The following is a 13475-nucleotide window of genomic DNA, read 5'->3' as shown; positions in this document are numbered from 1 at the left end:
TCCTAAAAAAAATAACATATTTTTTCTGAGTTATAAAAAGAAGAAACCCCAATTAAACATTCAGCTTAATTAGGGTTCAACCTAAAAGTAATTCATGGTGAAATTATTTTAATTCTTTAACTAATATATTTTTAAAACTTACTTTTGCGTCACTATCATGATTTTGTAACCCTATAAAACCTTCTTGCGCGAACTCTTTTATTTTACCTCTCGGCTCGGCCTTCCAATTAGTAACTTTCTCCCCATTCAATTCAACCGAAATTACGTCTCCAATAAAAGAAATTTTATAATGATTCCACTCTCCGGTTGGTTTGAATGCGTCTTTTTGTGATGCTTCGGCGTCATAAACAGATGCGGTACGATGAACGCCCTTCGATTTGTCATCAATCTGAATTTCGAAGGTATTGTAGATATAATCATTACTGATTACAAAATTAGGAACACGGATAAATATTCCGGAATTAGTGTTTGGGGCGTGGCACATATAATCAAGTTCAAGAATAAAATTTTTATATTTTTTTGCGCTGTACCAGAATAAACCCATTCCCCCATTCGAAGTTAACACTCCGGTTTTTTCATCAAGCTCAAAATAACCTGGACCGTAATGATTCCATCCATGTTTATTATAGTTTCTTCCATCGAAACCGAGAATTTCTTCATATCCCTTGTAGTACATAATACTGTTCAAATAATCTAAACCCTTTTTTATTGAGGGAGATGGATTTTCCGCCTCAGAATTTTTTTCATGTTCAACTACTAGATAGCCGCGGTAATTTTGAACTGTTAGTTCAGCAAGAATGTCATGAATATTCGCTACTCCTGATCCAAATGGTACATCTTCTGCTTCCTTTTTACCAAATGCGTCAAGATCTTTTAGATGAATATTTATAACTCTGCCAGTTAATAATTTTAATGCATCGATGGGGTTAACACCAGTTCTCAACCAATGCCCGGTATCTCCGGCGGCACCAATTCTTATATCCAAGTCTTTAATATTCTTAAGTACAGTTTCAGGCCGTGCATATTTTGAAGGTTCCGGATGATTATGAATTGCGACTTTAATTCCATATTCCTTAACCATTTTTTGAATATTAGAATAATCATCATAACCCGGTTCGGTTACTATTGTCTCGATCCCCATTTTTTTTGCAAACTCAAAAACTTTTTTAGTTGCTTCTGGAGAGTTTTCAAAACCCACCACTCCAAAATTTACCAGTTTGATATTATGTTTTTTGAGTGCTGCTTTAACAAGCGCAATGTTTTCATCACTCATATTGTAATTAAACACTGCTTCGGGGTCATCAGCGCCAAGTTTTTGTCCGGGATAAGCTTCGAGATATTTAACGCCAAGTTCCTCTACTTTCTTTAATGTCTCCATGAATGTAAATTTTCTGAAGGTCCAGCATTGAACAGCTACTTTAAATTCCCGAATCTTTACATCTTTATAATCACTTTTTTCCTGCGCGAAATTGTTTCCAGATAAAAGAAACATTAATACTACTGGGACAAAAAATAATTTTACTCTTCGCATACTATCCTCAATCTCAATTAATAAATTATTTATTTCTATTATTCCATTCTCCTTTGGCAACTTTCGGTACAAATGTATCCAAATCCGGTGGAGGGAATATAATAGTTTTCTCCTGTTCTGCACTCATATATCCAGTCATTAATAATTCGGTAACATTTAAGCCATCCTCAAAATTTTCTTGAGGACGTTTATTTTCTAGAAAAGATTGAACCATATGCCGGTTTTCCATATCGTAGCCATAAGTATTTTCTTCATTACCAACAACGGGCATCAATCCCATTTCGGCATTTTGTTTCTCAACTAAATCTTCTCCAGTATTTCCTTTTACTTCACGACTGAAAAATACTTTTAGGTCAGTATCGAGGGTGTTTATCCCCATAGAATATTCGGGACCTAATAATTCCATACTCAGTCTCAATCCGGCACCAACATAGCACCATGAAGTAGTTGCTTCAACAATTACTTTCTCCCCTTTTTCATCTTTATATTCAACAACAGCGCGCGCGTAATCTTCCGCCGGTCTATTTATATAATCCAAACTTCCATTTGAATTTTGTTTCAATAAATCAGCGTAGTGAGGTCTCTGCCATTTTAGATTTTCTGCATGAGCAGTAACCTTTACGGGGGTCAAAGAATTTCTCGGTTTTCCCGGCTCGGTTAAAAGAAATCGCGCAACTTCAACTGAATGACACATCATATCATTCATAACTCCGCCACCTTGCAAAGTACCTTCCCAGAACCATGGGCTATGTGGACCACCATGTTCTTCGGCTGCACGGGCAAGATATGGTCTTCCTGTAATTAAGGCTCCTCTACTCCATATAATATCCTTCCCTCGTTGAACAGTCGGCTCAAATAATTGATTTTCTAAATAGCCATCCAATAGTCCAACTTTTTTAACAAGCTCCACCATTTTTTTAGCTTCGGCAACATTTCTACCGAGCGGTTTTTCGCAGCAGACACCCTTCAAAGTTCCTTTTCCCGATTCGATAGCAGAAACAATTTCTTCCATAGTTTCAATTCGCGCAAAATTAGGAGAACAAATCCATATGGCGTCAATATCCGGATCCGCTACCATTTCTGTTACTGAATTATAAGTTTTAGGATTTCCTACTTTTAATACCCGTGCCAGTTGAGCGGCTTCTTCTGCTCTTTCTTTACTTTTATCGAAGATACCGTTTATATCGGCATCGCGAACAGAAATCCACGCACGAATATGAAATTTTGCGTTAAATCCTGCTCCTACAAATCCAACACCTAAGCTTTTTTTATTCATTAGTTATTTCCTTTAATTGTGTCAACTTGTTTGTCTTTAAACATTACCGCAAAAAATATCATCACTACTGCAGCCAATGCAGCGGGAATATACCAGAATTTCTGCCATTGCATAAATGCGTCGGGAGATGTTAAATCAACCATTCCATTAAATAAATATCCTGCTGCTTGGGCACCGATCAACATCCCTAAACCATAAGTAGCTAGGACTACAAAACCTTGTGCTTGGGCTCTAATTTCTTTTACCGCTTTTTTATCAACATAAATAAAGCCGGCAACAAAGAAGAAATCGTAACAAACTCCATGAAGAATAACACCCATTAAAATCATCCAAATTGTTTGATCGGGAGCGCCAATTGCAAACAATACATATCTTAACACCCAGGCAAACATACCAGTTAACAGCATTTTCTTAAATCCTAAAATCGGGAATAACAATGGCATAATTAAAATGAAGAGAGCTTCCGACATTTGTCCGAATGACATTACAAATCCTGGATTCTCAATCCCTGAAGCATTAACAAAGACCGGAGCGTAAGCATAATATACAGATAATGGGATGCACAACAAGAACGCGCTTATTATAAAGATGTAAAAAGATCTGCTCTTTATTTTATTTAGTGCGTCAATACCAACAATTTTTCTGAAAGAAATTTTTTCTCCAACAGCAGGAGGTGGTGTATGTGGCAAAGCAAAACTGTATAATCCCAATATAACTCCTAATATTCCTGCGGTTTGTAATGGTATTGCGGTTTCATCGGCGCCGAGAATTTTACTTACAAAGATTCCCGCTACTATCCAGCCGAATGTTCCGAATGAGCGGATGATCGGAAATTGTTTTTCCTGATTAGTAAGATGATTAAATGCCAATGAGTTTGTTAATCCCACAGTAGGCATATAGCATAACATATTTACCAATAATAATAGAATAAAAAGTGTTGGCGATGCGTTTGGTCCTTCAGCAACAAATGGTGATAAAAAGATTGCTATACCTCCAACTATATGAAGATATGCCAATATTTTTTCAGTAGAGAAAAATCTGTCGGCAATCATCCCTAAAAAGAATGGTGAAACAATTGAAGCAATTGGGCTTACAGTAAACGCCCAATAAATTTCAGATTGCATTCCTATTTTAGTCATATAGTTTCCCACAGTAACATACCATGCACCCCACACCGCATACTGCAGGAACATCATAACAGATAAACGAACTTGTACACTCATTTATGCTCCTTTATTAGAATTGATCATTTTATTCTTTTTTATGTACAGTTAAATTTAAGATGAATTTATCTTTGATAAAAAAGTTTTTTTCAATATTTTTTTGCTCAACCAAATACAAATAAACTGTGAGATTGTAATGCAAAAAGATGCTGATGAAAAAATGGATAACTTCGGCGGAATTTCACGTCGAAAATTTATAACCAACACCGGGATGGCTGCCGCTGCATTTACAATTCTTCCCAGTCATCTTTGGGGCGCTAATAAAAAAATTCCAAGCGATACGTTAAACATTGCTGTTGTAGGCATTGGCGGTAAAGGCGCTACAGATGCGGCTGGAGTTAGCTCTGAAAATATTGTTGCCCTATGTGATGTCGATGATACGATGGGAATGGAAGTGAGAAAAACATATCCTAAAGCAACCCAGTACCGCGATTATAGGTTAATGCTTGAAAAGGAAAAGAATTTGGACGCAGTGGTTATTAGTACCCCTGATCATACCCACGCTACAATTGCTATGGCGGCCATGAAAATGGGAAAGCATGTTTTTGTTCAGAAGCCTTTATCCCATACAGTTTATGAGGCAAAGAGACTTGCAGAAGTTGCTAAAGAAAAAAATCTTGTTACTCAAATGGGTAACCAAGGGCATGCTGGAGAAGAAGCGCGTTTATTGAATGAATGGATTTGGGCCGGAGCTATTGGCGATGTTACAGAAGTTCACATTTGGACTAACAGACCAATTTGGCCGCAAGGCAATATTAATGCTCCAACCGAAATACCAACATGCCCCGATACTTTAGATTGGAATTTATTTTTAGGACCGGCACCTCACAGACCTTACCATCCAGCGTACCATCCATTTACTTGGAGAGGATTATGGGATTTCGGAACCGGTGCTTTGGGTGATATGGGAGCTCATTTTATAGATCAACCATTCTGGGCATTAGATCTTGGTTATCCAACCTCAGTACAGGCATCATCAACAAAATACAATAAAGATTATTATCCGCTCGCCTCTATAGTTACATATCAATTCCCTGAAAGAAACGGGAAACCTCCTGTAAAACTGGTTTGGTATGATGGAGGGTTAACTCCTCCGAGACCGGCTGATCTTGAACCGGGAAGAAAAATGGGAGACAGTGGCGGTGGTGTTCTTTATTATGGTACAAAAGGAACCATTATGCATGGAACCTATGGTACCGGTGTTAGAATTATTCCTGAACCGAAAATGCAAGAATTTGTCCGCCCAGAAAAAACTATCCCTCGATCACCAGGTATTCATCAGGAATGGATTCAAGCTATTAAAGAAGGTAACAAAAGTTCAACTGATTTTTCTTATTCTGGAAAATTAACTGAAGTAATGTTACTTGGAAATATTGCCATTAGATTAGCAGAAAAAAACACGGTACTCAATTGGGATGGCGATAAATTTATGTTTACTAATTTGCCCGAAGCAAACGACTATTTAACTAAAGAATATAGTCCCGGCTATTCTCTTGAATAATCTGATAAGGAATTTTTGATGTCGGAGTTTAATAATATTGATAGAAGAGATTTTATCAAAGCATCATCAATATTAGGAGCAGGAATGGTTTTAGCTCCTAACATAATTAGCGGTGACAAAAAAAGTATTAAAGATATTAACGTTGCTTTAATAGGAGCAGGCGCTCAAGGGCAAGTATTAGTCAATGCCTGCTTAAAAATTCCTAATATAAAGTTTGTTGCTGTATGCGATATATGGGAGTCTTATAACCTTCAGCGTGTTTCGAATCTTCTTAAAAAATATGGGCATCAGCTGCGCTCATATGTGAACCATAAAGATATGCTCGCCAAAGAAAAAAATCTTGACGCGGTAATTGTAGCTACTCCAGATTTCTGGCATGCCGATCACGCGGTGGATTGTATGGAAGCAGGACTTCATGTTTATTGCGAAAAAGAAATGTCCAACACATTAGAAGGTGCAAAAAAAATTGTTAATGCCGCACGTCGAACAAAAAGATTGGTACAAATTGGACATCAACGGAGGAGCAACCCATATTATCTACACAGTTATAATAAGATAATTAAAGAGGCAAATCTTTTAGGAAAGATTACAACTATATATGGTCAATGGAACAGAGCTGTTCAGCCGGATAATGGCTGGCCCCAAGGAAAGGAAATTCCTAAATCTATTCTTGAGCAGTATGGTTTTTCAAATATGAATCAACACCGAAATTGGCGATGGTATCGAAATCTGGGTGGCGGACCAATTGTAGATCTTGGGTCACATCAAATTGATATTTATAATTGGTTTTTAGATGCTCACCCGGTTTCAGTGATGGCTAGCGGCGGCACAGATTATTATGATAAAAAAACTCATGAGTGGTATGATACTGTTCTCGCTACATATAAGTATAAAACAAAATTCGGTTTTGTAAGAGCATTTTATCAAACAATAACTACCAACAGCAGTCAAGGTTATTTTGAAAATTTCATGGGAGATCAGGCATCACTGACTATCTCAGAATCTGCCGGTCGTGTTGGAATTTATAAAGAGCCGAGTTCTCCAAATTGGGATGAGTGGATTAAAAAGAAAATTATTGAGACTCCAACGGAACCTGCACCGTCGGCTTCAGCTACATCTGTTCTTGATGTTAGAGAAACAATTGCTCCACCCAAACATTCGCTTCCAATCAAGTTTAATGATCCTTACCATAAGCCGCACCTTGAAAACTTCTTTAATGCAATCAGAGGTAAAGAGAAACTCAACTGTCCAGTTGAAATTGGTTATGAAACTGCCGTTACTGTATTAAAAGTTAATGATGCGGTAAAAGCTCAAAGAGAGTTACGCTTTAATCCTTCAGACTTTACGATATAAAAATGAAAATTTCAGTTAACAGTTCCCTTCAACCGATTTTAATATTACTACTCATCATTTCAACCATAGAGGTATTGCCTCAGAAAATCGGTGATCTCAGAGATGGCAGTAAATCAACTGCCGTTCACTTAATAAAATTATTTGACGCAGATAGTATTAGAATCTTAAAAAGCGATAATCCACTTTTGCCATTTTCAACAAAATATTCTTGCGGGGAATGTCATTCTTACAACAAGATAAATAATGGATTGCACTTTAATTCACACGATAAAAAGAGTGTTTCGGGGAGAAAGGGAGAACCGTCTATTTATGTAGATTGGCGACATCTTACAATTTTACCACTCTCTTACAGAAATTGGAAAGGCACCTACAATCCATCAAAACTTGGTATTACAACTATGAGATATCTCGATTTGTTTGGTTCTCATTTTACCGGCGGTGGAATTGGGGAAGTTGATTCAACACAGCATCCTGATGATTTTTTTAGATGGGAGATTTCTGGTAAACTCGAAATTAATTGTCTTGCTTGCCACAATGCACATCCCGAATATGATCCAGCGGAATACGCCGCACAAGTTCAAAAACAAAATTACAAATGGGCAGTTGCCGGTGCCAGCGAAATTGCGGAAGCATCTGGCAATGCAGGAAAAATGCCGGTTAATTTTAACAGATTTACTCCAACTACTTTTGCGGATATTGATGTGAGAGCAACAGCTCCTCCTTCAGTAACTTATAATACATCAAAGTTCAATTCGAACAATATGGTTTTCTTCAATATAAAAAGTAAAGCCGGAAATGATAGATGTTATTTTTGTCATTCTTCAATTTATGCCGATAAAAATTATCAGAATCAGTGGAATGAAGAAGAAGATGTTCATTTATCGAAAGGAATGAGTTGTGCAGACTGTCATAAAAATGGATTAGATCATAACATGGTGAGAGGTTATAGAAATGAGTTTGCTGATTATAAAAGAGAAGAATTGAAGTCATTCACATGCGAAGGATGTCATCTTGGAAAATTAACCGGGGAAATTAAACCGGGGAAACTCGGAGCTCCGGTTCCTGAACATAAAGGAATACCTCTCATTCATTTTGAAAAATTGGAATGCACTGTATGTCATTCCGGTAAATTACCTGAAGAAGGAACGAGTCTTATTAAAACTTCTCGCGCTCATAAACTTGGACTCCACAAATCATATAAAGAAGCCGACTTATTCCCACACATTCAATCTCCGGTTTATGTTAGAAATAATTTTGGAAAGTTGGAACCTCATAACCTAATTTATCCTTCATTCTGGGGGATTAAAAAGGGAGATATAGTTGAACCTGCTTCTCCAAATATTTTCGATGAGAATTTTACAAGCCTAATAAAACTTGATACTTTGCTAAACTACGGGAAATGGCATCAGATTAGCGATAGTACATTAATATCAGCATTAAATTATCTTAATAAATCCGCCGACGAGAAAGAGTCATTTGTCTTTGTTACCGGAGGAAAAGTTTATGAATTAATTAATGGTAGGTTAGAAAATGAAGAACATGAATCTGCTTCTTATTATTCATGGGCAATTGGGCACAACGTAAAACCAGCTTCTCAATCTTTAGGTGTGAATGGTTGCGACGACTGCCATTCATTCAGTTCTAACTTTTTCTTTGGAGATGTATTTATTGAATCTTCTCTTAAATCAGATAAAGATTCACTTGTAACCATGGCAAATTTTCAAGAACTGAATTCTCTATATCAAAAGGCTTTTTCCTTAACTTTTTATTTTAGACCATGGCTTAAAATTGTAATGATATTTCTTACCTCAATAATGTTTTTTGTTTTTGTTATTTATATGTCTAAAGGATTGATGATTCAAACATCGAGACGATCTTTCGTTGAAGATGAAGGGAATAAGGAGTTATAATGTTCCGGTATTTTGTAATAATAGTTTTCGCTCTGGCTTTTATTTATCTCAACAATGTTTTAAAGAAGAATAATTCATCATATTCAAGACTATACAAAGGATTCACCGAGGAACTGAAAAGAGTATTTGGCGAGATTTACACCAAAAAACAGAATACTTCATTTGCCGAAATAAGGAAATTTCTCCTCTTCGTTAATATTTTTTTAGTAATCCTATTAATCTTAACCAGCTTTATTCCCGTTGTAATATTTAATGTTCACATGACCGGATTACTTCTACTTATCCATGTTAAGAGCGCATTATTATTTTTAATAGCGCTAACAGGTTATGTTTTAATGTCTGCACACGCAAATCGTTTTATTGAAAATGAAATAAGTAGAAGTAAAATAGTGTTTTGGCTTCTGGTGTTTTTCTCCTTTCCTGTGATAATATCAATATTATTAATGCTCTTTCCATTATTTGGTTCTGATGGTATTGATTTTCTTCTAGATACGCACCGCTACTCAACAACAATGTTCACCATCGCATTACTGTTTCATATTTATTATGTTATTAGTGTTAAAAGAAAAAATTATGAGGATATAGAAGAATGAAAAGAATTTCTGGTTTACTTTTAGTAATAATTATACTGGCGGGCAATTTTATTTTCACTAGCGCGCAAAACAAAAAGGATCAAGATCTGGCTCCAATAAAATTGGATCTACCCAAAGCAATGTTCGTTGGTACGCCGACAAATTTAGCGGTTCCTAATCTTGAAAAACCACTTGGAAAACCACGACCTCCATTTCTCGCCCCCAAAGGAACTCAAAACGTAGCATTAAATAAACCCGTTACTAGTTCTGATGAATACCCAATTATTGGCGAATTAAAATATATAACCGATGGGAAGAAAGAAGCTACAGAAGGATATTTTGTTGAGCTTGGACCTTTCACACAACATGTTACAATCGATCTTCAGAAGGAGTTTTCAATTTACGCTGTAGTTGTTTGGCATTATCATATGCAAGCCCGAGTATATTATGATGTAATTGTACAGACAGCCGATGATGCTAAATTCACTAAGAATGTTACTACAATTTTTAATAATGATATTGATAATTCGAGTGGTCTGGGTAAAGGTAAAGATATGCATTATGTTGAAACAGCCGAAGGAAAGCTAATTGACGCAAAGGGAGTTAAAGGAAGATATGTACGATTGTTCAGCAAAGGTAGTAATAGCGATGACCTAAATCATTATGTCGAAGTTGCAGTCTACGGCAAATAAAGCATTTAAAAGTTATTTAAGAGTAAAACCACTTGGTTTTACTCTTATTATTCTCGTTGCAATCCTTGTAAGATTTTACTCACTTGATTCACGCCCCATGCATGTAGATGAAGCCGTTCATGCCGTGAAATTTGGTGAACTGCTACAAAATGGATTTTACAAATACGATCCGGTAGAATATCATGGCCCATCTTTAAATTATTTAACACTAATCACCTCATGGTTCCGTGGCGAAAAATCATATTCAGATATTTCCGAAACAACTCTTCGCTTAATACCTTCAATGGTATCGCTAATACCCTTCTTATTATTGATTGTTTTTCGCCAAGTTTTTGAGAAAAAACATGTAATGATATTTATGATTCTCGTTTCAGTTTCTGCTCCAATAGTTTTTTATGAACGCTATTACATTCAAGAATCTCTGCTCGTTAATTTTTTCTTCTCTTTTATGATCAGCCTGTATCATTACTTCAAAGCAAAGAAAAGTTATTCACTTATTCTTTCCGCAATATTTTTAGGACTCGCGGTTTCTTCAAAGGAGACTGTCATCATTTCTATCGGCTCATTTCTGCTAGCTTTATTTTTAAGCGGTGTTAAAGGGAATAATATTTGGAGAGTGATTGTACATAACAAATTGAGTTTGTTTTCCTCTTTATTATTATTTGGCGTCGTGGTTGCTTCTTTCTATTCATCTTTTTTTTCAAACCCAGTTGGGATAAGAGATTTTTTCTTTTCTTTCTCCAATTATGTTGAGAAGGCATCTCAATTTCACGATCATATCTATCCTTGGTATTATTATCTTCAACTAATATCTTTTAGGAATATTGAAGGATTCTATTTTACTGAACTACCGATGATGTTGCTCTTTTTATCAGCTGCATATTTTCTATTTTCAAAAGCAACCAGTAGATTTATAAAACTGCTTCTCTTTTTCTCTGTTATAAGTTTCATTATCTACTCAGCTCTTCCATATAAAACACCCTGGTTAATCTTAACTTCATGGCAGAGCATATTATTTGTCTCTGCCTTTGGTTTGGCAAGAATATCGGAGAAGATGAGCACGAGTTATTTTTCAGGATTATTTTTAATTTTTACTTTGTATTCGTTTTTTCAACTATATAATGTTGTATTCAAGTACTCCTTTCACCCACAGAATCCCTTCGTTTATGCACATTCTACTAATGATATTTTTACGATTGAAAAGTTAACCAAGCCGATTATCGATAAAATCCCAAACGGGGAATATTTGCCAGTTTATGTTGCGGCATCCAAAAATGATTACTGGCCTCTTCCTTGGACGCTCAGAAAATTCAAGAACATCTCTTTTAATAATCATATTGGAAAAGATGCATATATGTATTCATTGATTTTCTCGTCCTCTGCTTTAGAAAATGATTTGATTTACAACTTATATAACGAGCCTGCGCCTGGCGAAATGAACTTATATATTCCTCTTTTTGAGGAATCGATATTTCTAAGACCAAAAGTTGAAATCCGGGGATATATTCGGAAGGATCTTTTGGATTTGTTAAACCAGTAAAAACAATATTATGTCAGCGAAATGCAATTTTAGAGATGGGATTCATCACTTCTCAACATATTCAATGGGAACAATATTCGATCTTTTTATTTTGCATGATGATGAAAGATATGCTGAGCAGGTTTCAACAGCTTTATTTATTGAGTTGAGCAGAATCGAGGAAGAACTTAGCAAATACAAACCGAATAGCGATATTTCTAGAATTAATAATATGATGCCCGGTGAAAGGATTACACTTGGATTGGATTCATTTCATTGCATTAAGGAATCGATTAGACTTCACAATTTTACAAAGGGTGCTTTTAATATTGCATGCGGCGCATTATACAATTGCTGGTTAAATAATGATAAATCACTTCGTTATGCTTCGGAAGAAGAGATTTCCAAAGCATTGAATTACTCCAATCTCAACAATATTCTGCTTCATGATGATTATACTATTGAGGTAAAAACAGAAGGAATGATGCTTGATTTAGGTGGATACGGAAAAGGTTATGCTGTTGATAAATGTGTTGAAACTCTAAAAGACTGGAATATTAAAGATGCATTAATTAGTTCAGGAAGAAGTTCTGTTAGAGCAATCAATTCGGTTAAAGATTATTGGGAAATTTCCATCTCCAATCCCAATAAGCCGGATCAAGTATTAAAAATCTTACAGTTAAAAAATATATCTGTCGGGAGTTCCGGTTTACAAAAAGGTGCTCACATCATTGATACTATTGAGGGAAAGCCAATTTCTGGTAACAGAGCAAGCTGGGTATTCTCCGATTCTGCGGCACTTTCAGATGCCCTCTCTACTGCGGTACTGATTTTAGGAAAAGAATTCGCTGAAGAAATAATTTTCAACTTTGAAAGAGCAGGAGTTATTATAGTAGAAAATAAACCGGAATTGGAAGTTGAAGATATTTTCACAGCGGGAATAATACCGGATGCGAGTAGTTAATCAACAAATTCTTTTTTAATCAATCTTTTTAAACCTAGTGCCTCCTTTAAAACATTAAATGGGGTTGATGAATAGTTAATTCTGCTATCACGGTCACATCTCCACTCAACCGGGAATTCCTTAATTACAAAATTTTCTTTGAGAGCTCTATTTATAATTTCAAGCTCAAATAAAAAACCAATAGTCATGAGTTTTGAAAAAAGATTTCTGGCGATATTTCCCTTATATAACTTGAAACCGCACTGTGTATCTGTTAGATAATTTGGAATATTTAAATAAACTCTAGCCATCCATGTAAATAATAAAGATGTAACCCTCCTATCAATTTGTTTTTGTACCACAATTTTCGATTGCCTCATATTTCTAGAGCCGAATGCAATATCGCACTCACCCGTCTCAATCATCTTCAACCCGGAGAATAAATTATTAAATGGAATTGTAAGTCCCGAATCGGTATAAAGAACAAACTCCCCTTTGGAAGCCATCACACCTTTTTTTACAGCACTCCCCTTCCCAATATTGATATCATTAATCAATAAAGTGATAGGGCTAACTACTTTTTTTTTTGAATTACCAATGACTTTAACCGAATCATCATCAGATCCATCATCAACAATTATGATTTCACCATCTAATTCATTTTCTCTTAAAAAATTATCTGCCGCCAGAATATCCTGCGCAATTTTTCTTTCCTCATTATAAATTGGAATTACAATTGAGAGTTTCATAATGGATTTCTTTTCCTTGACAATTATAAAATGAATCACACAATGACTACTTGTAAAATAAGAGAAAATGCAACAACATTTATACCCTATTTATCAATCGTTTAAAAACTTTACTCAGAACAATTAGGACTTTTTATAGCAATGATTATTTACTCTTTTGTTTAATCAACAATTCTGGATATTTTTTAACAGATGAATTTACAAAC

At 35.6% G+C, this 13475-nt stretch carries 11 protein-coding genes; 7 read left to right on the top strand and 4 right to left on the bottom strand.

What is annotated here, in order from left to right; genetic code table 11:
* Positions 1–103 precede the first annotated feature (103 nt).
* Genes KF816_03735 through KF816_03725 form a run of 3 tightly spaced genes read right to left on the bottom strand, consistent with a single transcriptional unit; the run spans position 104 to position 4030 of the window.
* Positions 104–1531 (bottom strand): DUF1080 domain-containing protein, encoded by a 1428-nt coding sequence (locus KF816_03735; protein ID MBX3007121.1) that lies wholly within the window; start codon positions 1529–1531, stop codon positions 104–106.
* A gap of 25 nt (positions 1532–1556) precedes the next feature.
* Complete coding sequence (locus KF816_03730) at positions 1557–2807, bottom strand: Gfo/Idh/MocA family oxidoreductase (GenBank protein MBX3007120.1); 1251 nt, start codon at positions 2805–2807, stop codon at positions 1557–1559.
* Positions 2807–4030: an MFS transporter gene (locus tag KF816_03725; protein MBX3007119.1), complete on the bottom strand. Its 1224-nt coding sequence runs from the start codon at positions 4028–4030 to the stop codon at positions 2807–2809. The genes KF816_03730 and KF816_03725 overlap by 1 nt, the downstream gene beginning before the upstream one ends.
* 136 nt (positions 4031–4166) lie before the next feature.
* Between KF816_03725 and KF816_03720 the strand changes: the two genes are divergently transcribed.
* The 7 genes from KF816_03720 to KF816_03690 are packed head-to-tail and all read left to right on the top strand — an operon-like array spanning position 4167 to position 12541.
* Positions 4167–5531: a Gfo/Idh/MocA family oxidoreductase gene (locus tag KF816_03720; protein MBX3007118.1), complete on the top strand. Its 1365-nt coding sequence runs from the start codon at positions 4167–4169 to the stop codon at positions 5529–5531.
* A gap of 18 nt (positions 5532–5549) precedes the next feature.
* Positions 5550–6884 (top strand): Gfo/Idh/MocA family oxidoreductase, encoded by a 1335-nt coding sequence (locus KF816_03715; GenBank protein ID MBX3007117.1) that lies wholly within the window; start codon positions 5550–5552, stop codon positions 6882–6884.
* Positions 6885–6886: 2 nt separating this feature from the next.
* Positions 6887–8794 (top strand): hypothetical protein, encoded by a 1908-nt coding sequence (locus tag KF816_03710; protein ID MBX3007116.1) that lies wholly within the window; start codon positions 6887–6889, stop codon positions 8792–8794.
* A complete protein-coding gene (locus KF816_03705) occupies positions 8794–9387 on the top strand; it encodes a hypothetical protein (GenBank protein MBX3007115.1) in 594 nt (197 codons plus the stop codon). The genes KF816_03710 and KF816_03705 overlap by 1 nt, the downstream gene beginning before the upstream one ends.
* On the top strand, positions 9384–10058 hold the full coding sequence (locus KF816_03700; protein MBX3007114.1) for a hypothetical protein: 675 nt from the start codon (positions 9384–9386) through the stop codon (positions 10056–10058). Before KF816_03705 ends, KF816_03700 begins: the two co-directional genes overlap by 4 nt.
* Positions 10030–11598 (top strand): TIGR03663 family protein, encoded by a 1569-nt coding sequence (locus KF816_03695; GenBank protein ID MBX3007113.1) that lies wholly within the window; start codon positions 10030–10032, stop codon positions 11596–11598. The genes KF816_03700 and KF816_03695 overlap by 29 nt, the downstream gene beginning before the upstream one ends.
* 10 nt (positions 11599–11608) lie before the next feature.
* A complete protein-coding gene (locus KF816_03690; GenBank protein MBX3007112.1) occupies positions 11609–12541 on the top strand; it encodes an FAD:protein FMN transferase in 933 nt (310 codons plus the stop codon).
* Here the strand turns inward: KF816_03690 and KF816_03685 are convergent.
* Positions 12538–13269, bottom strand: coding sequence for a glycosyltransferase (locus tag KF816_03685; protein MBX3007111.1), 732 nt, complete (start codon positions 13267–13269; stop codon positions 12538–12540). The two genes, KF816_03690 and KF816_03685, sit on opposite strands and share 4 nt — an antisense overlap.
* Between the last annotated feature and the right edge of the window lie 206 nt (positions 13270–13475).

The organism is Melioribacteraceae bacterium (assembly GCA_019638015.1).
Classification (GTDB): domain Bacteria; phylum Bacteroidota; class Ignavibacteria; order Ignavibacteriales; family Melioribacteraceae; genus JAHBUP01.
The sequence above is the reverse complement of the archived record's forward strand: the minus strand, read 5'-3'. Positions and strand labels throughout refer to the sequence as shown.